At 59.2% G+C, this 21,149-nt stretch carries 25 protein-coding genes; 11 read left to right on the forward strand and 14 right to left on the reverse strand.

Features of this window, described 5'->3' with window-relative positions; all coding sequences use genetic code 11:
• The first annotated feature begins 68 nt into the window (after positions 1-68).
• Positions 69-1,940, forward strand: coding sequence for a DUF294 nucleotidyltransferase-like domain-containing protein (locus tag HNR62_RS08355; RefSeq protein ID WP_204795631.1), 1,872 nt, complete (start codon positions 69-71; stop codon positions 1,938-1,940).
• A gap of 9 nt (positions 1,941-1,949) precedes the next feature.
• The gene (locus HNR62_RS08360; protein ID WP_204795632.1) at positions 1,950-2,684 is read left to right on the forward strand and encodes a 3'-5' exonuclease; all 735 of its coding nucleotides are present in this window, start codon (positions 1,950-1,952) and stop codon (positions 2,682-2,684) included.
• Positions 2,685-2,691: 7 nt separating this feature from the next.
• Here the strand turns inward: HNR62_RS08360 and HNR62_RS08365 are convergent, their stop codons facing one another.
• Positions 2,692-3,315 (reverse strand): DUF2726 domain-containing protein, encoded by a 624-nt coding sequence (locus tag HNR62_RS08365; RefSeq protein ID WP_204795633.1) that lies wholly within the window; start codon positions 3,313-3,315, stop codon positions 2,692-2,694.
• A gap of 206 nt (positions 3,316-3,521) precedes the next feature.
• On the opposite strand from HNR62_RS08365, the gene HNR62_RS08370 reads away from it, so the two are divergent.
• From HNR62_RS08370 to rlmM, 4 genes are read left to right on the forward strand one after another with little or no spacing between them, the layout of a single operon-like run.
• A complete protein-coding gene (locus HNR62_RS08370) occupies positions 3,522-4,433 on the forward strand; it encodes a transcriptional regulator GcvA (RefSeq protein WP_204795634.1) in 912 nt (303 codons plus the stop codon).
• Positions 4,430-5,044 carry an alpha/beta fold hydrolase gene (locus tag HNR62_RS08375; protein ID WP_204795635.1) on the forward strand — a complete coding sequence of 205 codons (615 nt, stop codon included), beginning with the start codon at positions 4,430-4,432 and terminating at the stop codon, positions 5,042-5,044. Before HNR62_RS08370 ends, HNR62_RS08375 begins: the two co-directional genes overlap by 4 nt.
• Complete coding sequence (locus tag HNR62_RS08380; protein WP_204795636.1) at positions 5,034-5,417, forward strand: DUF423 domain-containing protein; 384 nt, start codon at positions 5,034-5,036, stop codon at positions 5,415-5,417. The genes HNR62_RS08375 and HNR62_RS08380 overlap by 11 nt, the downstream gene beginning before the upstream one ends.
• On the forward strand, positions 5,417-6,508 hold the full coding sequence (gene rlmM / locus HNR62_RS08385) for a 23S rRNA (cytidine(2498)-2'-O)-methyltransferase RlmM (protein ID WP_204795637.1): 1,092 nt from the start codon (positions 5,417-5,419) through the stop codon (positions 6,506-6,508). The genes HNR62_RS08380 and rlmM overlap by 1 nt, the downstream gene beginning before the upstream one ends.
• A 9-nt stretch (positions 6,509-6,517) precedes the next feature.
• On the opposite strand, the gene HNR62_RS08390 is transcribed toward rlmM, so the two are convergent.
• The 7 genes from HNR62_RS08390 to queF all read right to left on the reverse strand — a co-directional run bounded on the left by HNR62_RS08390 (position 6,518) and on the right by queF (position 13,932).
• The gene (locus tag HNR62_RS08390; RefSeq protein WP_204795638.1) at positions 6,518-6,973 is read right to left on the reverse strand and encodes a hypothetical protein; all 456 of its coding nucleotides are present in this window, start codon (positions 6,971-6,973) and stop codon (positions 6,518-6,520) included.
• A gap of 145 nt (positions 6,974-7,118) precedes the next feature.
• Complete coding sequence (locus HNR62_RS08395) at positions 7,119-8,126, reverse strand: isocitrate dehydrogenase (RefSeq protein ID WP_204795639.1); 1,008 nt, start codon at positions 8,124-8,126, stop codon at positions 7,119-7,121.
• A gap of 78 nt (positions 8,127-8,204) precedes the next feature.
• Entirely contained in the window at positions 8,205-8,987 is a 783-nt protein-coding gene (gene xni / locus HNR62_RS08400; protein WP_204795640.1) for a flap endonuclease Xni, read from the reverse strand.
• A 53-nt stretch (positions 8,988-9,040) separates the two neighbouring features.
• On the reverse strand, positions 9,041-10,396 hold the full coding sequence (gene ppnN, locus HNR62_RS08405) for a nucleotide 5'-monophosphate nucleosidase PpnN (protein ID WP_204795641.1): 1,356 nt from the start codon (positions 10,394-10,396) through the stop codon (positions 9,041-9,043).
• Positions 10,397-10,424: 28 nt separating this feature from the next.
• The gene (locus tag HNR62_RS16385; RefSeq protein WP_338044090.1) at positions 10,425-10,556 is read right to left on the reverse strand and encodes a diguanylate cyclase domain-containing protein; all 132 of its coding nucleotides are present in this window, start codon (positions 10,554-10,556) and stop codon (positions 10,425-10,427) included.
• A gap of 161 nt (positions 10,557-10,717) precedes the next feature.
• Entirely contained in the window at positions 10,718-12,868 is a 2,151-nt protein-coding gene (locus HNR62_RS08415; RefSeq protein ID WP_239552692.1) for a tetratricopeptide repeat protein, read from the reverse strand.
• 212 nt (positions 12,869-13,080) lie between these two features.
• Entirely contained in the window at positions 13,081-13,932 is an 852-nt protein-coding gene (gene queF, locus HNR62_RS08420) for an NADPH-dependent 7-cyano-7-deazaguanine reductase QueF (RefSeq protein WP_204795643.1), read from the reverse strand.
• Between the two features lie 54 nt (positions 13,933-13,986).
• On the opposite strand from queF, the gene HNR62_RS08425 reads away from it, so the two are divergent.
• Positions 13,987-14,520 (forward strand): SecY-interacting protein Syd, encoded by a 534-nt coding sequence (locus HNR62_RS08425; RefSeq protein ID WP_204795644.1) that lies wholly within the window; start codon positions 13,987-13,989, stop codon positions 14,518-14,520.
• 75 nt (positions 14,521-14,595) lie between these two features.
• On the opposite strand, the gene HNR62_RS08430 is transcribed toward HNR62_RS08425, so the two are convergent.
• From HNR62_RS08430 to HNR62_RS08450, 5 genes are all read right to left on the reverse strand, one after another.
• The gene (locus HNR62_RS08430) at positions 14,596-15,369 is read right to left on the reverse strand and encodes a Zn-ribbon-containing protein (protein WP_204795645.1); all 774 of its coding nucleotides are present in this window, start codon (positions 15,367-15,369) and stop codon (positions 14,596-14,598) included.
• Complete coding sequence (locus HNR62_RS08435) at positions 15,369-15,689, reverse strand: hypothetical protein (protein ID WP_204795646.1); 321 nt, start codon at positions 15,687-15,689, stop codon at positions 15,369-15,371. Before HNR62_RS08435 ends, HNR62_RS08430 begins: the two co-directional genes overlap by 1 nt.
• Positions 15,690-15,705: 16 nt before the next feature.
• The gene (locus HNR62_RS08440; RefSeq protein ID WP_204795647.1) at positions 15,706-15,933 is read right to left on the reverse strand and encodes a DUF2789 domain-containing protein; all 228 of its coding nucleotides are present in this window, start codon (positions 15,931-15,933) and stop codon (positions 15,706-15,708) included.
• A gap of 83 nt (positions 15,934-16,016) precedes the next feature.
• Positions 16,017-16,319 carry a DUF3301 domain-containing protein gene (locus tag HNR62_RS08445; protein WP_204795648.1) on the reverse strand — a complete coding sequence of 101 codons (303 nt, stop codon included), beginning with the start codon at positions 16,317-16,319 and terminating at the stop codon, positions 16,017-16,019.
• On the reverse strand, positions 16,312-17,379 hold the full coding sequence (locus tag HNR62_RS08450) for a DUF3549 family protein (RefSeq protein ID WP_204795649.1): 1,068 nt from the start codon (positions 17,377-17,379) through the stop codon (positions 16,312-16,314). Before HNR62_RS08450 ends, HNR62_RS08445 begins: the two co-directional genes overlap by 8 nt.
• Positions 17,380-17,465: 86 nt before the next feature.
• Between HNR62_RS08450 and HNR62_RS08455 the strand changes: the two genes are divergently transcribed.
• Genes HNR62_RS08455 through HNR62_RS08470 form a run of 4 tightly spaced genes read left to right on the forward strand, consistent with a single transcriptional unit; the run spans position 17,466 to position 19,947 of the window.
• Positions 17,466-17,801 (forward strand): YqcC family protein, encoded by a 336-nt coding sequence (locus tag HNR62_RS08455; RefSeq protein ID WP_204795650.1) that lies wholly within the window; start codon positions 17,466-17,468, stop codon positions 17,799-17,801.
• The gene (gene truC / locus HNR62_RS08460) at positions 17,798-18,529 is read left to right on the forward strand and encodes a tRNA pseudouridine(65) synthase TruC (RefSeq protein WP_204795651.1); all 732 of its coding nucleotides are present in this window, start codon (positions 17,798-17,800) and stop codon (positions 18,527-18,529) included. The genes HNR62_RS08455 and truC overlap by 4 nt, the downstream gene beginning before the upstream one ends.
• A gap of 42 nt (positions 18,530-18,571) precedes the next feature.
• Entirely contained in the window at positions 18,572-19,495 is a 924-nt protein-coding gene (gene glsB, locus HNR62_RS08465; protein WP_239552693.1) for a glutaminase B, read from the forward strand.
• Between the two features lie 11 nt (positions 19,496-19,506).
• Positions 19,507-19,947, forward strand: coding sequence for a flavodoxin (locus tag HNR62_RS08470; protein ID WP_204795653.1), 441 nt, complete (start codon positions 19,507-19,509; stop codon positions 19,945-19,947).
• Positions 19,948-20,307: 360 nt separating this feature from the next.
• Here the strand turns inward: HNR62_RS08470 and HNR62_RS08475 are convergent, their stop codons facing one another.
• Complete coding sequence (locus HNR62_RS08475; protein ID WP_204795654.1) at positions 20,308-21,135, reverse strand: CvfB family protein; 828 nt, start codon at positions 21,133-21,135, stop codon at positions 20,308-20,310.
• Between the last annotated feature and the right edge of the window lie 14 nt (positions 21,136-21,149).

Consider the following 21,149-nt stretch of genomic DNA (forward strand, 5'->3'; position numbering starts at 1 on the left):
CGGTATAAAGGCAGGCGGGGGACATCCCGTCTGCCTTTTTTCTATTTTTGTATTGAGTGAGTCTGGTTATGGAAGCAGAGCAACTTGAAATACTGGGGTTTATTCGCCGCTTTCCTCCCTTCGATATGCTGGAGGAAGACACCCTGGCGCATATCGCCGGGCAGATAGAAATTGCCTATTACCGGGCCGGAACCGCGATTCTTAATTACGGGGATCAAGTGCATGACTTGTATCTGATCCGCAGTGGTGCGGTGGAGATGTATCGTCGTAGCGGCGAGCTGCATAATCGCCTGAGCGAGGGCAGCCTGTTCGGCCAGATGGGACTGCTGATGAACAATCGGGTGCGAATGTCGGCCACCGCGCTGGAAGACACCCTGGTCTACTGCCTGCCCGAGGCGCTGTTCAACGAGCTTTACGAGGGCTTTGAGTCCTTTGCCGACTTCGTGGAAGTGGAAGACAGAACCCGGCTGCGGCAGGCGGTCTCCCGCCAGGAGGGTGGCGATGAATTGCTGACCTCGACGGTGCGCGAGCTGATCTCCCGCGAGCCGGTGACCATTGCGCTATCGGCCACGGTACTGGAAGCGGCGCAGAAGATGACCGAAGAAGGAGTGTCGTCCATTCTGGTGCTGCACCCCGACCCTCAGACCGACGACGAACGGGTGGCCGGTATTCTGACCGACCGGGATCTGCGTACCCGGGTGCTGGCGGCGGGCCTGTCGGCCGAGGCCGGGGTGGAGGAGGTGATGTCGACGGAACTGGTGGCGCTCGAAAGCGGTCGGTTCGTGTTTGAAGCCATGCTGATCATGCTGCGCTATAACCTGCACCATCTGCCCATACTGCACAAGGGCAAGCCGGTCGGCGTGATTGCCCTGTCGGACGTGATGCGCCACGAGTCACGCAGCAGTCTCTTTGTGGTGCGACACATTTTTCGGGCACAGAACGCCGACGAGCTGGCGGCCATTGCCGACGATGTGAAGGCCTGCTTCGTGCGCATGGTGAACGAAGACGCCAACTCGCAGATGATAGGCACCGCCATGGCCGGCATTGGTCGCAGCTTCAAGCAGCGACTGCTGGAGCTGGCCGAGGCCGAGCTGGGCCCGCCGCCTGTGCCTTACTGCTTTCTGGCGTTGGGGTCGATGGCGCGGGACGAGCAGCTGATCGTGACCGATCAGGACAATGCCATTATTCTCGATAACCGCTTTGAGCCCGCTCAACACGGTCCTTATTTTGCCGCCCTGGCCAAACGGGTCTGCGATGGTCTGGCTGCCTGCGGTTACAGCTATTGCACCGGGGATATCATGGCCACCAATGTGGAGTGGCAGAAAACCCGTCGCCAGTGGGAACAGTGTTTCGGCGACTGGATTGACAATCCCAACCCGCGAACCTTGCTCAACAGCTCCATATTCTTCGACCTGGACGGGGTTTACGGCAAAATCGAGTGGGCCGAGCAATTGAATGCCTTTATCTCGCGTCGGGCCAAGCGCAGTCCGCGTTTTCTGGCCAGCATGGCGCGTAACGCCCTGGGGCGTACGCCGCCACTCGGTTTTTTCAAGGAATTCGTGATGGAGCAGGACGGCAAGCACAACAACTCCATTAACCTCAAGCGGCGGGGCACGGCGCCGCTGGCAGACCTGATCCGGGTACATGCGCTGGCGGTGGGCTCCAAGGCACACAATTCCTTCGACCGGCTGAACGATGTGATCGAGTCGAACATACTGCCCAAGGGGCGGGGCCCGGATCTGCGCGATGCCATGGAATTTATCGCCACTGTGCGTATTCGTCACCAGGCGCTGGATGTGGAGGCGGGCGCCGAGCCGGACAACAATATCGAGCCCGAGAATCTGTCGGACTTCGAGCGCCGCAACCTGAAGGATGCCTTCCAGATCCTCAGTCATGCGCAGAAATTTCTGAAGTTTCGCTATCAGCCGAATCGGAGTTAGGGAAGCACCATGTTCTATTTAAGATCCGATGATATCCGACCGAATGCCGAGGTGCCCGAGTGGCAAACCCAGTTCGGTGAGCTGGCCCGCCATGCCCGGGATTATCGGCTGGAGCGGTATTATCGTGCCGGTGCCGTCAATGCCGAGACGCCCCTGTCCGAGGTGCCCTTTGTGGCCATGGACTTCGAGACCACGGGGCTCAACCAGAAAAAAGACGCCATCGTCAGCATAGGGCTGGTGCCCTTCGACTTGCAGCGCATTCGCTGCCGGGAAGCCAGGCACTGGATTTTGAATCCGCACAAGCCGATGGCGGAGGAGTCGGTGGTGATCCACGGCATTACCCATTCGGAGGTGAAGGCGGCGCCGGACTTGCTGCTGGTGCTGGATGACTTGCTCACCGCCCTGGCCGGGCGGGTGGTGGTGGTGCATCACAGAACCATTGAACGAGGCTTTCTCGATATGGCGCTGAAGGCGCGGCTGAACGAAGGTATTGTGTTTCCGGCGGTGGATACCATGGAGCTGGAGGCTCGGCTGCACCGGAGCAAGCCTTTGGGGTTATGGGCCCGGTTGAGAGGAAAAACACCGGCTTCGATTCGGCTGGCCGACAGCCGCAGCCGTTATCATCTGCCGTTTTACCAGCCGCATCATGCGCTGACCGACGCCCTGGCCACCGCCGAGCTGTTGCAGGCGCAGATAGCCCACCATTTCAGCCCGGATACCCCTATCGGCGACCTGTGGGTGTGATGAGACGTTACAACCGAAAGCGTGGCTCGTTGTGATCATCGGCTTGTTCCTCGTCCGGCAGGCTGAGTACCGGTTCTACGCGGCCTTGTCCGACAGGGGCCGGAATGGCGGGGGACTGCCGCTTGAGGGTGGCCAGTATCTCGGCGCGCAGGTCGGCAGCAGAGAGCCCGTCTTTGGGCGACAGATGGACCACCGGCAGGCCGGTGTCCTGAATATGCTGCAGCAGCAGCCGGCGCTGGCGACCGTCGGTCTTGCTCAGGCTGTCATCGATCAGGGCGACCACGGCGTTGACCCGGAGATCCTTGGGCGAGCAGAGCACGAAGTCCAGCTTCTCACCATAGAGGTCGTTCATGGCCTGTTCACGCTGGGCCTTGTTCAGTTTGGGATTGAGCTCGACCAGTTCGCCAAGGCTGACGGCGGCAAAGACCCGCAGTTGTGATCCTACGGCCTCGTCCAGTAAGCGCAGGGCGGCGGCGGATTCGGGGCTGAACAGCAACTTCTGTTGATAGGGCTGTTTGGGTGTCCCTCGCCACAGTCGGCGCAGCAGGGCGAACAGAACCAGCAACGTCAGCAACAGCACCAGGCTGAACATCAGCCAGTCGAGCAGGGAAACGGGAAGCATGTCGGTCATGGATGGCCTGAAAAAGATAAGAAAAAGCGGCCCCCAGTGTAGCAGAGGCGACGGCATAAAATGAATATCGGCACCGGCATGTTCGGCGGTGGGCGTAGGCCACTCCGCGGGTGGGCGATAATTGTTCTGCTTTATGGTGGCGGTGCTGGCTTGTCGTTCGTCGGCCCCCTATAATCCCGCCATTAGAAAATCTTATCGAGGTATGGATGTCTCGGCGACTCCCCCCGCTTAATGCCCTCAAGGCATTTGAAGCCGCCGCCCGCAACTTGAGTTTTACCCGGGCGGCGGAAGAACTGTTCGTTACCCAGGCGGCGATAAGCCACCAAATCAAGGGGTTGGAGGAATACCTGGGCATCAAGCTGTTTCGTCGACGCAACCGGTCCCTGCTGTTGAGCGAAGAAGGCCAGAGCTATTTCCTGGACATAAAGGATATTTTCTCCGGTATCTCCGATGCCACCGAGCGGCTGCTGGCGCGCAGTGCCAAGGGCGCGCTGACGGTGAGCCTGCAGCCGAGCTTTGCCATTCAGTGGCTGGTGCCGCGTCTGGTACGCTTCAGCGAGGTGCATCCGGACATAGACGTGCGTATCAAGGCGGTGGATCTGGATGAAGGTTCGCTCACCGACGACGTGGATGTGGCCATTTATTATGGCCAGGATAACTGGCCGGGCCTGCGGGCCGACAAGCTGCATGCGGAATACCTGATCCCGGTGTGTTCGCCGATGCTGCTGATGGGCACCAAGCCGTTGAAGACCCCCGACGATCTGACGCACCAGACCCTGCTGCACGATACGTCGCGGCGGGACTGGAAAGCCTGGTTCAAGCAGCTCGACATTCAGGCGGCCAATGTCAATCAGGGGCCCATTTTCAGCCATTCGTCCATGGTGATCCAGGCGGCGATTCACGGCCAGGGGGTGGCGTTGGGGCACAGTGTGCTGACCCAGCCCGAGATTGATGCCGGGCGGCTGGTGTGCCCCTTCGAGCAGGTGCTGATGTCCAAGAATGCCTATTACCTGGTGTGCCACGAATCCCAGGCGGCCCTGGGCAAGATTGCCGCCTTCCGGGAATGGATGCTGGCGTTGGTGATTAAAGAAGAGCAGCAGAAGGCGCTGAACGGATGAGTCATGTATTGATAAACGGGGCCGACAATGCCCCCAACCGGGTGTTGCTGACCCACGGTGCCGGGGCCGGCATGGAGCATGCGGTGATGAGCAGCCTGGCATTGGGGTTGGCCGATGAACAGATTCAGGTGATCCGCTTCGAGTTTCCCTTCATGCGGAAAACCCGGGCCGACGGACGCAAACGTCCCCCGGATCGGGAGCCGGCACTGCTGGACTGCTGGCGCGAGATGGCGGCCGAGTTTGCCCATCCCCGGCTGTTTCTGGCGGGCAAGTCGATGGGGGGGCGCATGGCATCGCTGGTGGCCGATGAACTGGCCCCGGCCGGCCTGATCCTGCTGGGTTTTCCCTTTACGCCACCCGGCAAGCCGGATCGGTTTCGGGGTCAGCATCTGGCCACGCTCGCGACGCCGACCCTGCTGGTACAGGGCGAGCGGGACAACTTCGGCAATCGGGAGGCGGTGGCCGCTTATGATCTGGCACCGGGGGTGAAAAGCCTGTGGGTGAAAGACGGCGATCACGGCTTCAGTCCGCGCAAGTCGTCGGGCACCACACTGGAGCGAAATCTGGCGGCCATTGTGGCCGGCATGCGGAGGTTTGTGCTTGCTCGTTAATTTCTGGTTTTATCTGGCGGCGCTGCTGGGGCTGAGTGCCACTGCTCTGGGTGCCTACGGCGCTCATGGCCTGGCCGCCAGTGGTGTGCCTGCCGGACTGGTAAGTGCCTTCAACACCGGGGTGCAATATCAGTTTTATCATGCCCTGGCACTCTTGCTGGTGGTGTTGGCCTGGCGGTTCAAACCGGCAGGCTCGCTGCAGGTCGCGGCGGCATGTTTTGCACTGGGCACCCTGTTGTTCAGTGGCAGTATTTATGCTTTGGTGCTGTTTGGCACCAAAGGTATTGGTTGGTTAACTCCCCTGGGGGGAGTGTGTTTTATGGCGGGCTGGTTAAGCGTATTGCTGGCCGGTCGTACCTGGTTGAGGTCTTGATGAAACAGTTATTGATATATTGTCGTCCCGGATTCGAGAAAGAGGCGGCAGCGGAAATTCAGGACAGGGCGGGGCAGTTCGGTTGCCCCGGTTTTGCCCGTGCCAAGGACGACAGCGGCTTTGTCATTTACGAATGTTTTCAGCCGGACGACGCGGATTTGCTGGCGCGCAAATTGCTGTTTCGGGAGTTGATTTTCGCTCGCCAGATGCTGGTGGTCTGGGCAGAGCTGAAAGACTTGCCGTTGGATGATCGCATCACGCCGCTGTTGGCAGCGGCCGAGGGCATGGAGCTCTGTGGTGATATCCGGGTAGAAACCCCGGACACCAACGACGGCAAGGAACTGTCCCGTTTCTGCCGCAAATTTACCGTGCCCATGCGGCAGGCGTTACGTGGCAAAGGGTTGCTGACCCGTAACGAGTCGGACACCAAACCCGTATTGCACTTGTTTTTTATGGCCAATAATCATGCCATATTGGGGTATTCCTATACGTTCAATAACTCTCCCTTCCACATGGGAATCCCGCGGTTGCGTTTTCCGGCCGATGCACCCAGCCGCTCCAGCCTGAAACTGGAAGAAGCATTCCATGTGTTTATCCCCCGATATGAGTGGGATCTGCGCCTGACCTCTGGTTTGCGTGCGGTCGATCTGGGTGCCGCGCCCGGTGGCTGGACCTATCAGTTGGTGAACCGGGGCATGATGGTCACGGCCATCGATAATGGCCCCATGAGTCAGGCCTTGATGGACACCGGGCAGGTGAAGCATTACCGGGAAGACGGTTTTACCTGGCGTCCGGCGCGCAAGAATACCTACTGGCTGGTGTGCGACATGGTCGAAAAGCCGGCGCGCGTGGTGGCGACCATGGCCGACTGGCTGGTAAATGAAGACTGTCAGGAAGCCATGTTCAACCTGAAGTTGCCGATGAAGAAGCGTTACGGCGAGGCGGTGCATAACCTGCAGCAGCTCAAGGACAAGCTGGCCGAGCTGGGGGGCTTTCATGTACAGGCCAAGCAGCTCTATCATGACCGGGAAGAAATTACCGTGCACGTGTATCAGCCGCGCAAGGTGGCCAGGCTGCAACCCAAGGAATAAAAGAATGGCTTAAAACCTGTATTTACAATCCAGTCTGGATTCATCGTCGGTGATCTTGATGTCGAATTCCAGCCGGGTGTCGGGATCGGAGGGGCGAATGTTCAGCTTGAGGCCGTCTCCCCGCAGGCGCACCGAGGTTTTAAAACCGGCCCGTTCGAAATTCAGGCGGGGGCGAAAGCTTTTCAGCGACAGGCTGACCGAGCTTTGCGGCGTCAGCTGCAGGCTGGGGTAGGCGGCCAGGCGCTGGTTACCATCCGCCGTGGGCTGCAACTCGATATCGAGTCCGTAACGTCTGGGGGCCCCGGGGAGCTCGGGAGGCGTCAGGGCAAACCGCAGCGGCGGCAGGGCGGTGAAGTCAGGGGCCTGGTAGGCAAGAGAGGGGGATTCATAAGCGGGGCTCGGGGTGACATAGACCAACAGTAGCAGGGGGAGAAGCAGCGGCAGCTGTGTGAGTCGAAAGTCCATCACCTGTTCCCTCCGTCAATAACGGTAACTATAGTCGGCTGTTTGTGATCAAGACCGCATATTTTGCCGGGATCAGGTCTGATATTTGTCGGCGAACACCTACTAAAAAAGGGCCTTTCGGCCCTTTAACTGATTTGTCAGTCGCTTACAGGTTGGCGATGATCGCCTGGGTAAACTCGGTGGTGCTGGCGTTTCCGCCCAGATCCCGGGTCACCGTCTTGCCTTCGGCGATGGTCTTGCGTACCGCCTCCCGGATTTGCCGGGCCTTGTCCTGCATGCCCAGGTGCTCCAGCATCTGAATGGAGGCCAGGATCACCGAACAGGGGTTGGCGATGTTCTGACCGGCAATGTCCGGCGCCGAACCGTGCACCGCCTCGAAGATGGCAGCCTCTTTACCGATATTGGCGCCCGGGGCCATGCCCAGTCCGCCGATGAGGCCGGCACAGAGATCCGACAGAATGTCGCCAAACAGGTTGGTGGTGACGATCACATCGAAACGCTCGGGATACATCACCAGATTCATGCAGGCGGCATCGACAATCATTTCGTTGGTTTCTATATCCGGGTAACGCTGGGCCACTTCCCGGGCCACGTCCAGAAACAGCCCCGAGGTGGACTTCAGGATGTTGGCCTTGTGGACTATGGTGACCTTTTTGCGGCCCTCGTTACGGGCCAGTTCATAGGCAAACACGGTAATACGCTCGGCACCTTCGCGGGTGACGATGCTCATCGCCTCGGCGCTGTTGTTGTCTTCGGAGCGCTTCTGCCCGGCACCGGAATACATGCCTTCGGTGTTTTCCCGGATGGTAATGATGTCGATGTTTTCGAAGCGGCTCCTGGTGCCTTCAAACGACACCACCGGACGCACGTTGGCGTAGAGGCTGAAGTGTTTGCGCAGAGAGACGTTGATGGAGGTAAAACCGCCGCCGACGGGGGTGGTCAGGGGGCCTTTGAGGGTGATTTTGTTTTGAGCTATCAGGTCAAGGGTCGATTTGGGAAGAAGTTCGCCGTGTTTTTCCAGGGCCATGAGGCCGGCGTCGGCATAGTCATAATGAAAGTTACAACCGGCGTGATCCAGTATTTTCAGGGCGGCATCGATAATGCTTGGGCCGATACCATCACCCGGGATCACGGTAATACTGCGTTTGTTCATGGGCAGCGTTCCGTTTTGGTTATAGGTCGAGGGAGAGTCTTATTGCCCCCTATGTATACCATCTTCGCCGTGCTTTTCCTATGACCCTTTAGTCGATGGTGGATAACGCAGATCCTGCAGGTTAAAGCCCAGTGCTATATCATCCACCAGTTTGACCAGCTGCCTCGACAGCAAGGCATGGTGCTGATGCGCATGCACGGTATTTTCGTCTTTTCCCTGTGGGTCGCTGGCCAGCAGCTGGTCCAGAGTATGGTGCTGTTGTAACAGTGTTTTGGCCCGCTTGGGACCTATGCCGGGCACGCCCTTGATCTGGCTGCCGGATACCCCGGTCAGCGCCCAGTAATCCACCAGTTGCTCGACCCTGAGTCCATAGTGTTGCTGCACGAAATCTTCGTCCAGCCAGCGTTGATTGAAATGATCCCATAACCGGATATGGGGGCTCAACAGCTGACAAAACCCCTGATCGGTGGAGACGATAATGCTGTTTTTGCCGTGACGACTCAGGGTGGTGGCGAGGGTGGCAATAAGATCGTCCGCCTCATCGGTGTCGGACAGCAGGGCGTCTATGCCCTGTTGCCACAGCCGCTGTTGCAGTTCACCGAGGTAATTGGCCAGTGCCTCGGGCATGGGCTTGCGCCCGGCCTTGTATTCCGGATACAGATGATGACGAAAACCGACCGGCGCGCCGTCGAACACCGCCAGCACATGGCTGGGCTGGAACTGGGTGAGCAGCCGGCCGACGGCATGGGTCAGGGCGGTGCCGGTGGCGGTCAGCGCCGTTGCTTCATGTTGATGCCGTTGAGCCTGTACCGCATGCAGCCGGCGGATCAGATTCAGGGCATCGATGATCAATAATTGCATTCAAACTCTTGTTATCGGGTGTTATCGGGTGTTATCGGTTGTTTGTCGGATGCTTATCGGTTGATGCGATAGCAGGGCACATAGGTAGAGCCGGGCAGTTTCATGCGCTGCTGCTCTACAAACTGCCGCAGCAGCTTGTCCATCATCTTCATCATCCTGGGCTCGCCATTGAGCAGGAAGGGACCCTGTCTCTCTATGGCTCTGATGCCCCCTTCCTTGACGTTACCGGCGACGATGCCGGAAAAGGCCCGGCGCAGGTTGGCCGCCAGCTGTTGCGGCGGTTGATCACAACTCAGGTTCAGGTTGGCCATGCTTTCGTGATCCGGGATAAAGGGCATCTGGAATTCCGGCTCTATCTTCAGCGACCAGTTGAAGGAGTAGGCGTCACCCACCGACTTGCGATAATCCCGCACCAGCGGCATGGCGTTTTTGACCCGTCGCGCGACTTCCGCCGGATCATCGATGATGATCTGGTACAGCGACTGGGCATCGGGGCCCAGGGTGTTGCCGATAAACTCGTCCACACTGTGGAAGTAGTCGGCGCTCTCTTCGGGGCCGGTGAGGATGATGGGAATGGGCTGATGCCGGTTTTCCGGATGCATCATGATGCCGAGAATGTAGAGGATTTCTTCGGCGGTACCCACGCCGCCGGGAAAGATGATGATACCGTGGCCCAGGCGCACGAAGGCTTCCAGGCGCTTTTCGATATCCGGCAGTATCACCAGCTCGTTGACGATGGGGTTGGGCGGCTCGGCGGCGATGATGGAGGGCTCGGTCAGGCCGATGTAGCGGCTGCCGGTGACCCGCTGCTTGGCATGGCCGACGGCGGCGCCTTTCATCGGGCCTTCCATGGCGCCGGGGCCACAGCCGGTGCAGATGTTCATTTCGCGCAGGCCCAGCTCGTTGCCGACCTCGCGGGTATATTGATACTCCTGCGCATTGATGGAATGGCCGCCCCAGCATACCGCCAGATTGGGCTCGGCGCCGGGATTCACGGCGTGGGCATTGCGCAGGATGGAGAAAACCAGATCGGTCAGGTGCAGCGATGAGGTCAGATTCAGTTGATTCTCGTTTTGCAGCGTGCTGTTGACGTAGATGATGTCACGCAGCACCGAAAACAGGTGATCCTGAATGCCGCGGATGATTTCACCGTCCACAAAGGCATGATCCGGTGGGTTGAACAGCTCCAGCTTGACGCCGCGTTCTCTTCGTATCACGTTGATATCAAATGATTTATATCGTTCCAATATTTCCTTTGAACTGTCGGTTTTGCTGCCGGAGTTCAGTACCGCCAGGGCACAGTTGCGAAACAGTTGATACAGGGCGCCGGAGGCGGACTGTTTGAGGTGATCGACTTCGACTTGCGACAGCAGGTTCATGCTGCCGACTGGATTGATATGGGTGATCATAGCCGCTCCCGTGAATATTGTTATAAGGTCAATCCATGACTATCTGATCACGCCCGGCGTGCTTGGCGCGGTACAGGGCCTGATCGGCGCGCTCCAGTGCTGAAGTGATGCGGTCGCCCTGCCGAAGCAGGGTGGCACCGATGGATGCGGTGATGGTCACGCGCTTTTCTTTGAATCTTCTTTGAATCGAAACGGAATACTTCTGATTTTTTCGCCGGTCAATAACGGATGCCATTTCCTTTCACATCGGATTATCGTCGAGATGGTCCATGGTTCACCATTACACCCACCATTACACCCTGGTGCAGGGGGCCGGTAACATTATATCGCGTTCGCCGGCTCGGGAGCCAGGACGCTCCAGTCAATCTGTTGTTTTTTATGTGAACTATTGACCTTGACCAGTCCTTTCAGAATAGCCTGAAGACAACAGTGACGAATATCGCCATTAAAAAAAGCGGCTTGCTGACAGTTGACCGCCAGCAGTTCTACCCAGGCGCGCTCGCCGGTTTGCTCTGCCAGCTGGTGGGCGGCGGCCATGGCGAGGTAAAGAATATCGCCCAGACGCATATCATCCAGGGTGTGGGGGGCTTTTGGCAGGAATGGATGCCCTACGATGCCGATGGCCAGACGCTGATCAAGCTGAAACCGGCAGGGAAATTCCATGAACATGCGCTCCAGGCTGGCGATCGTCTGTTGCAGCGAGTTGACCTGACGCTGCGAGATGACGTAGATGAACTGCCCCTCGCGCAAGTCGTAGAGCCGGGCCTTGGGATGGATGCGCCCTTGCAGGTATTCGCCCAGCTCTTTCTGCAGGGAGCTCGCATGGGCCAGCCCTATCCGTTCGTTCAGGTCGACCATAAAGGGGACATGCAGCAGAAAATAATAGATTTTATCGTTAAACGGCTGTACTTCGGCTTCGTTGAGATACCACTGCTCGGAACGCTGCTGGCGCTTGGCCATTTCCTGCGGCAAACGCAGCATCAGCTGGCGCCAGTTGGGTAAACCGGTTCTGGATTCGAGTAACAGCGACTGTTGCAGTTCGGTATTGCTCTGCAGCAGGCGGCGGCTGCGAATATGATTACGCAGCCAGCCGTAAAGCATCAGGGGGGAGATCAGCCCCAGGCCGGCGGCGAGCAGGGCAAAGCGCTCTTTGTCCTGCTGCACTTGTTCATGCTGCCGGCGTAGACCGCTCAGCTCTCGTTCCTGCTGCAGCTGTTGATCGCTCTCTTGCACCAGGCTTTGGGTCAACAGCCGGTTAAGCCGGCTGGCTCGCTCGTAAGCGGCATGAAAGGCCTTGTGATGCACCAGCGCCAGGGTTGGGTTACCGCTGGTTTCAAACAACAGCGCCAGCAGTCGATGGCTTTCAATCAGACGGGGAACGTCATCCTGTTGTTCGGCCAGGTGCCGGGCCCGCTCGAGCTGGATCAGGGCCAGGCCCTGCTCTTGCTGCTCCAGGTGCAGCTGGCCCAGTTGCAGTAGTGTGTCTACCTGGCGGGGAATATCCTGACTGCGCTCGAAGCTGGCCCGGGCCAGGGTCAGGTAGTGGCGCGCCTCGGCATGGATCTTCAGTAGCCGGTAGGAATGGCCGATTTCCAGATAAAGCCGGGCCATCAGGTTGGCATCGCCCTGGGTTTTGACCAGATCGAGCGCGTTGAAAAAATAGACCAGCGCCAGGCTGGCGTCGTTACTGGATCGGGTGACCCGACCCAGGTTGAGCAGCGAACCTGTCAGCAGCGCCGGATTACCCAGTAATTCGAATTCGGTCGTGGCCTGGTTGGCGTAATGTATCGCCTGTTCGCCCTTGCCCAAAGAGGCATGCAGGGTGGCCGCTTTATCGGCAGCCATGGCCTTCAGATAGTACTGGCGACGTTTGCCCAGCAGGTCCAGGGTTTCCACATAGTGGGCCAGGGCAAGCTCATCCTGTTGCAGCATGAGGTAATACTCCCCCAGCAGATAGTTGGCCCAGGCCTGTTGAATGTATTCACCTTGTTGTTGCGCCAGAACCCTGATTTGTTCGAATGCCAGCCGGGCTTCATCGAAACGATGTTGATACAAGAGCACGCTGGCCTGTAACAGGGACTGGGCTGCTTTCAGCGAGGGGGGAGCATTGGCTGTCAGCAGGGTGCCGGCTTCATCGAGCAGGGTGCCGGCCTGCTCGGTATCTTGCTGTGCCAGCGCCAGTTTGGCCTTGATGAGCAGGCTGGCCGCCTCGGCATCGGGCTGACGATAGCGTTTGGCGAGTTTGATGGCCTGGTTGATGCTGGTATCGGCCGGCAGCGTCAGCCCTTCATTGGCCTGGCACAGGGCCTGAATTTGCCAGGCGGTCTGACTCTGCTCCCGGGTGCGATAGTGCCTGGTCAGCTCCTGGTGATCGAAGTCCTGGCGTGAATTGACCATCTGCGCCGGATCGACGTCCTTGCGTTGCAGAAAAAAGTGGGTCAGGGCCACACACTCGCCGGGTCGGCTCAGCATCAACTGCCGCGCCCGTTGTAATTCAACGGGTTCGGGTTGGTATGGCGACAGCGCAGGGGCGCCCGCCAGATGCGAAACCAGAACGGCAGCAGACAAAATCACAATAATGAATACCGATATAATATGCGGATGAAGCGTCAGTTTACGTAGCAGGCCGGAGGGAGTCCAGCTTCTGACGCGATCCGGCCCTATTGATAGTCTGGACTCGCTTGTTACTGGCGTTGCAAGCGAACGTTGGCGGCCTTGCCGGCCACATTACTGCGATAGGGGTTGATATCCAGGCCGCCACGACGGGTGTAACGGGCATAGACGGTCAGCTCCTTCGGCTGGCAGTGCGCCATCAAATCCATGAAAATCCGCTCCACGCACTGTTCATGAAACTCGTTATGCTGACGAAAGGACACCAGGTAACGCAGCAGCGCCTCGCGGCGGATGCGCGGACCCTGATAGCGGATCATCAGGCTGCCCCAGTCCGGTTGGCCGGTGACCAGACAGTTGGACTTGAGCAGATGGGAATGCAGGGTCTCATTGACCTCTTCGGGGTCGGTGGCGTGGTGGAGCAGGTCGGCCTGGGGCTGATAATGCCGGATCTCGACATCGAGACCATCGATGCAGTCACCGGGCAGGATGCCAAACTGGGCCGGGGCCGCCTGCAGCTCGTACAGTTTGACCTTGACCGGCCCCTGCGCACAGAGGGTCAGATCCCGGGTCAGAATGTCCGCCACTTCTTCCAGGCTGTCGAAGTGACTTTGATTGAAGCTGTTCAGATACAGTTTGAACGACTTGGACTCGATGAGGTTGCGGCTGCTGGCGGCCACGCGTACCTCGCCCATGGCGACCATGGGCTTGCCCTTGCGATTCAGCCAGGACAATTCATAGAGGTTCCACAGATCTTCCCCGGCGAAGGGCAGGGCATCGGCGTTGAGTCCCAGCTCGTCCCGGTTCAGGCTGCGGGGCACCGGCTGCAGCTGGCCGGCGTCGTATTCACAGACATAACTGCTCTGCTTGCCCAGGGGAAGCTCGTCCAGCGCGGTGCTGGCCTGGTATTTCTGCTCTGGTGTCATTTCGGGATCCAGTTGGTAGAATGCGGGTCACTGAGCCTATTGTGAGACTTTACTATGCAAGATCAAGTGGTGATGGCGCTGGCCGAGCTGTTTGAACGTCAGCGGCGACTGGGTGGCATACCGCTGGTGGATCACGACGCCGATTTTGCTTCTCCGGCCGAGCAGTTACCGGCCCGGGGTGGCCGGGTGGGCTGGCAGCCCTGGCGGCGGCCCGAGCCCGGCAGTTTCGATAACATCGCCACCGCGCTCGAGATGCCGGTGCACCCGGATCTCGATGCCTTTTTCGGCCATTATTATGCGGGCAATGTATCGGGTTGCTTCAAGGGGCTGTTTCTGACCCTGCTGCAGCCCTGGAACGAGCAGGATTTCGAACGACTGCAGCAAAATCAGATAGGCCATCAGCTGATGTTGCAGAAGCTGCAGCTGCCCGCCAGCTGGTTTCTGGCCAGTTGCCGCGACGAGCAGCGGCTGGTGACCCTGGACAACGCCAGTGGCGAAGTATTGCTGGAGCGGTTGGGCAAGGGCCGCATCGGCGTGCTGGCGCCAAACCTGGCTCATTTTCTGCGCCGGCTGGAGCCGTGTGGCTAATACCCGTGAGGGGAGAAGTGTAAGGTGTGAGGGGCAGCTCATGCCTCATGCCTCACGTCTCCGCCTCACAGTGTATCAACTCTTGAAATCCCAGGACAGGTTGGACACCAGCCGGCAGGGTTCGCAGACGAAGTCGAAAATCTCGTGCACCGGCTCGGCCAGCCGCCAGTCTTCGCCACAGCCCGGACAGGGCCGATTCAGTTCTGCCTCCAGGCTGTCGCCACCCACCCGATACAGGTAGTAGAAGGTCGGCACCTCGGTCAGATATTCGATACGTTTGGCCAGATCCCGACCGCGACGACTCAGGCGGCTGTCTGGCTCGCCGAGCTCGAGCACGGCACCGTGTTCAAGAATGGAGCCGTTCATCTGCAGCTGATCACAGGCCTCCCAGTCTTCCTGCCACTTGAGGATCTGCTTGCTGTCGCCATTGGCCACCGGCGGTATCCGGTACAGCGGCACCGGGGTGAAATGGTCGCCGCAGCGTAGCGGCGAGCAGCTATGCAGGTAGGTGGTATACAGCAGTTGCCAGCGGCGCTGCTCGCAATGATCCGTGGTATCCGAGTTGAGATCCTGCCCTCTGAGCTTCAGCTTGGGGCTAGTCAGTCCGGCACCATGCAACTGCTCGATGGCCAGCTCCACCTGACGGCTGTGATAACGCGGGTGCAGGCTGTCTTTTTCCGGGCAGACCACCCGGGCGCTGAGCCAGCCCTGATGCATGGAGGTGGGAAACTCCCGGCCCAGGATCTGGCCGTTATAGCGCAGGGCATCGATAAACTGGCGAATGGCCGGCTCGGCGTCCGCCAGCTCTATGTCCTGATAACAATCGAAGTTCAGTTCACAAACCCACATCAGCCCTGTTGCTCCGTTTGCTGGGCGGCTGACTGCGCCAGGAGTTGTTCCAGCCGGGTGACACGGGCCTCTAACTCATTGATGCGCTGCACGTAATCCGGTGTCGCACCCTGTTCGGTTGCGGCGGCCTGTTCGGTTGCGGCGGCCGGTACCGTCGCCGCGGGCAATTTCCCGGGCGAGGATTTGTAGCGGCTGACCAGTTGCAGCAACTGGGCCATGTTGACCGAGCCGCCGACCCTGGCCTTGACGGCGGCGGTGGTGATGGCCTTGCCTTCTCGCACCAGGCTGTGAATGGCGTTGATAATATCCTGTTGGGGCATGATGGCTCCGGTTGTGTTATCTCAGGCTGACGTTCAGCTGATCGATGACTTCGGCCCAGTCCGAGTCGTCTTGCAGCCCTTCTTTCAAAAAGGCGGACTGGGACTTGCTCCAGAAGGGGGCCTCCACCAGCTCTACCTCGGGTGGCAGGCGGTGAGAGGAGAGAAAATGCTCTATGCCCTCGTGGCTGGCGTCCAGCCCCAGTTGCTCGAACAATTCACTGAAAGGGTGAGTGATGTGTTCCATTACCGTCTCCTTTTTTACCGTCAAAATGGCGTGCGGCTAACGCTTATAGCCAACTCTTGTCAGAAACAAGGGCCGCCCATGCATTACAGCATAGGTGACGGGGGCTCGCGCAACACCGGCACCGACACATCCAGTACCTTCAGGCCCTGCAGCCAGAGATCACCTTCGTTGTGCTGCAGGCCATCGTGGCTGAACTCGAACCGAAACCGTGCCAGCAATCGGCCTTTTTTCCAGACATAGCGGTAGCGATAAACGCTCAGCAACTGAAACTGCTGCCGGCGACAGTACCGCTCCAGCCAGTGGCGGGCGAACTCGCTCTGACGACGAACCTGCCAGTATCCGGCCCCGAGCAGGCAGATGGCCAGCAGTCCCAGCAGTTCAGTCATTATCGCTCGCCACTGGTGAACCGGAAGAGGGGGCAGTCGAAAACAGGGTGCCGATGGCATGTTTCAGTGGCACAGACAGCGCCGGGTTGTGCAGATTGGTCAGGATCAGCGGGCGCAGGGCCGGAATCGAGACCAGCTCGGCGAACAGGCCGTTGAACAGCTCGCCGTGGTGGGCTGCCAGCTGTTCCAGATAGCTCAGCAGCAGGGTTTCGTCGGTCATCTCCTGCCATAGCCGCGCCGCCAGGCTCAGCATCAGCGGCTGGCTCGGCGTCAGGGTGAGCAGGGTGGCGATTTTCTGGCGCCGCGCTTCAAAGGGTGCACAGCCGGCGGTGGCCCGCAGCAGCAGGGCGATGCGCTCCTGATCCGGCGTCTGGTGCTCCAGCTCGGCGCTGATGTCGTCCAGCAGGTGCTCGCTCAGGGCGGCGGGCTGGGGATGATGCTCACACTGGTTCAGCAGCGCCCGTTGCACCGGTTGCGGCAGGTTGAACAGCCGGGATGCCAGTGACTGGCTCAAGGTCGGATCCCGATGCAGCCGAGCCGCCAGATCGGCCAGCCCCTGCAGGCCAAGCTGTTGCCAGTCGTGCTGCTCGGGGGCGGCCAGGTAATCGAGCACACCCTGATAGAAGTCGGAAGGCGGCAGTCCCAGCTCCAGCCGTAACCGGGCATGAAAGGCGGCCAGCTTGTCCTGGGCGGGCTGAAAGGTAAAGGGCGTCTGGGCCAGTCGCTCTTGTTGCGCATCGCTGAGCGGTGCACTCGGATCCTGGCCCAACTGCTCGACCAGTGCCGCCAGGAAGTGTTTGACCGCAGCATGGTTGAACAGGCCACGCTCGTCCAGCGGCAGCTTGAGGAACCAGACGTAGGGTTGGGGCTGGTCGCGGCGTTGCCAGTAGCAGACCGCCAGCCAGGCATGGCGCTGTAATGGCCAGGGATAGGGGCGCCGGCCCGCTTCTATGGCGGCAAAGTCGTCCCGGCCAAGGGGCTGCAGGCGGCGGCCCAGATCGTAAAGGCGAAACTCGGTGCCTGCCTGGGTTAAGAATTCACTCAAGGTATCTATTTGCATCGGCTTCTCCTGTCGAACCGGGGCGAATTATAGGGAGTCACAGACCAAGATGGTATAGTAGCGCGCTGTTTAAGAGGATGTTACCCATGTCTGCCGAAGCCCAAACGTTGTTGTATGCCATTGAACGGGAACTGAAAGCCCTGTCCTGGTGGGAAAGCGCGCCGCCATCTGCCCAGGCATTGGCCAGTACCGAGCCGTTTTGTCTGGATACCCTGAGTTTTGCCCAGTGGCTGCAATTTGTGTTGCTGCCGCGGCTGCAGGCGATGCTCGATGCCGGCGCGCCGCTGCCGAGCCGGATTTCCCTCTATCCGATGGCGACCGAAAGCTTCAAATCGCTGCCCGAAGACACGGGTGCGCTGGAGGAAGCCATTGCCCGGCTGGATGAAGCCCTGTCCGGCCAGCCGGTGCATCGCGAAGCATGAGTGTCGATATTATTCATGAAGACGAGTCGCTGGTGGCCATCAACAAGGATGCCGGTTTGCTGGTGCACCGCAGCTGGCTGGACAAGGGCGAAACCCGCTTTGCCATGCAGCTGACCCGGGACGCAGTGGGGTGCCATGTATTTCCGGTACATCGGCTCGACCGGCCCACCTCGGGCGTCCTGCTGTTCGCCAAAAGTGCCGAGGTGGCGCGTACCCTGACCGAGGCCTTCGGTGAGCGGCGGGTCGACAAGCAGTATCTGGCGGTGGTGCGCGGCTATATGCCGGAGCAGGGCACGCTCGATTATGCCCTGCGCCACCGGCTGGACGATATTGCCGACAAATTTGCCGATGCCGACAAGCCCCCGCAGCCGGCAGTCACGCACTGGCAGGCGCTGGCGCAGATTGAGCTGCCTTTTGCCGTGTCGAAGAAACACGACACCAGCCGCTACAGCCTGGTGCGGCTCAAACCGGAAACCGGACGCAAGCATCAGCTGCGGCGGCACCTGGCGCACCTGTTCCATCCCATCGTCGGCGATACCAGTCACGGTGATGGTCGCCATAATCGCTTTTTTCGCCGGCAATACGATTGCGAGCGCATGATGCTGCATGCCAGCCGACTGACGCTGACCCACCCGGTCAGCGGCGTGCCCCTGGTGCTGGAGGCCGGGCTGGATGCGCACTGGCAGCGGCTGGTGGATGAATTTGACTGGCAAACGGCACTCGATTAACCCGGACCTCTTGGGTTAAGATCATTTTTTTCAGCAGGTTAGATGTATTCTGTGACACTTCAGCCCCTATTAGACCGAATTAACCTGGAAGCCCGATCTCGTTTTGGCCAGGGTGCGGTAGCCGATTATATTCCGGCGCTGGCGCGGGTGCCTGCCGACCGTTTCGGCATGGCCATCTGTACTCTGGACGGCGAGCTGTATTGCAGCGGTGATGCAGCAGAGTCCTTTTCTATCCAGAGTATTTCCAAGGCATTTGCCCTGGCCATGGCCCAGCAACGTTACGGTGACGAACTCTGGCAACGGGTGGGAAAAGAGCCTTCGGGTCATGCCTTCAACTCGCTGGTACAGCTGGAGTTTGAACGGGGCATGCCGCGTAACCCTTTTATCAATGCGGGGGCGCTGGTGGTGGTGGATGCACTCAGTTCACGCCTGTCGGCGCCGGTACACGCCTTTCTCGAGGCCATGCGGCTGCGGGCAGGTAATCCGACCATCCGCATCGATCATCGGGTGGCCAACTCCGAGTACGAGCACCGTTTTCGCAATGCGGCCATGGCCAACCTGATGAAGAGCTTCGGCAATTTTCATAACGATGTGGACGAGGTACTGAAAGCCTATTTCAGCTACTGTGCCCTGTCCATGAGCTGCGTGGATCTGGCGCGGGCCTTCAGCTTTCTGGCCAACGGTGGTCGCTGTGTGCTGACCGGCGAGCAGTGGCTGTCCCGGTTGCAGACCCAGCAACTGAATGCCTTGCTGTTTACCTCCGGTCTTTACGATGCGGCCGGCGATTTTGCCTACCGGGTGGGGATGCCCGCAAAATCGGGGGTCGGTGGGGGGATAGTGGCGGTGGTGCCGGGACGCTTCACCGTGTGTGTCTGGTCACCCGAGCTGAATCATTATGGCAACTCGGTCGCGGGGGTTTGGGCGCTGGAAGAATTGTCCCGATCCCTGGACTTACGACTTTTCTGACAGGAGTAACAATGGCAGCAGTAGATATTATTATCGGCAGTGTATACGGCTCGGCGGTGCTGGTGGCCGAAACCCTGGAGCAGGCGTTGATCGACGCGGGGCATCAGGTGCAGTTGCATGAAGACGCCGTGCTGGCGGATCTGGATAGCGGGCATTTCTGGCTGTTCGTTACTTCGACCACGGGGCAGGGCGATCTGCCGCCGAACCTGGTGCCCCTGTTTCAAGAGATGCGCGAAAGCTGCCCGCCCATGCCGCAGTTGCGTTATGCGCTGGTGGCGCTGGGTGACAGCAGTTATGACAATTTCTGCGGTGCCGGTCGCCAGTTTGACGAACTGCTGCAAGAGCTGCAGGCACAGGCGGTGGTCAAGCGGCTGCAGGTGGACGCCACCGAAACCCTGGAGCCGGAAGAACCGGCGCTGGTCTGGCTGAAAGGCTGGATGGCGAAGATCTGACAAATAATATCATTCACATTCTATCTTTTTGACTGCGATATCAATCCCGGACAAAGGGATTGATATCGCAATAACCGTAACACAGTCAAAATCGAGATCCTGACTTTCGTCTGGATGACGGCACAGAGCGGACAACATTTATATACAGCACGCATGTAGTAGCTGCTTCAGCTGCTAAATCCGGCAACGCCGGATCTGATGCACAGAGCAACATGAAACATCGGCACAAAGATATCGCTCTGCGATATTGCACAGCTAAAGCAGTGCCTACAAGGGTGTACGCGTAGCGTGTCGTGGGAGGCGGCTGTGTTGCCTCTGGTACCGGGTCTAAATGTGATCAGATCCTTACAGGGATAGGTATCACTGCTTGCGGATACCGTCTGCCTCGATCAGGATCTTGCCCTGCTTGTACAAACCACCGATGGCCTTCTTGAAGGTACCCTTGCTGATGCCGAACAGGCGGAAGATGGTGTCGGGATCCGTCTTGTCGTTGACCTTCATGAAGCCACCGGCCATGTCCAGCTTGTCGAGCACCGCCTGGGCGGCATCGTCCACCTTGCCCGCGCCCGGCTTGAACAGGGTCAGATCGATTTTGCCGTCGTCACGTACCTGCTTGATATAGCCCTTGGTGGCCAGTCCCGTCGGTACCCGACCCGCAATATCGGACTTGAATACCAGCCCCCAGAAACGGTTATCGACCACGGCCTTGAAGCCAAGCGGGGTATGCTCGGCAATCAGCAGGTCCACCTCCTGGCCGGGGCTGTAGGGAGGGAATTCCCGGCTGAGGAAACTGTCCAGCTTGCTGCTGGCCACCATGCGGCCCTCATGATCCAGATACAGGTAAACGACATAGCTTCTGCCTTCCTGCATGGGTTGAGACTGACTACGCTGAGGAACGAAGATGTCTTTTTTCATGCCCCAGTCGAGAAAGGCGCCCAGGCGGTTAATGGTGACGACTTTCAGCGAGGCAAACTGGCCGACTCGGGCCTTGGGTGTGTCGGTGGTGATCACCGGCTCCTGATCCGAGTCCAGATAGATAAATACCGTTATCTCATCACCGGGCTGACAACCGTCAGGTAACTGGCGCCAGGGCATGAAGGCCTCGCCGTACTCTCCGGCATCCAGCCAGCCGCCTTTATCGTCCAGTCGCAACAGGGGCAGGGTGTTATTATCGCCAAGCTTGATCATGAGCATTACCGTAT

This window comes from Oceanisphaera litoralis (assembly GCF_016907015.1).
Lineage (GTDB): Bacteria > Pseudomonadota > Gammaproteobacteria > Enterobacterales > Aeromonadaceae > Oceanimonas > Oceanimonas litoralis.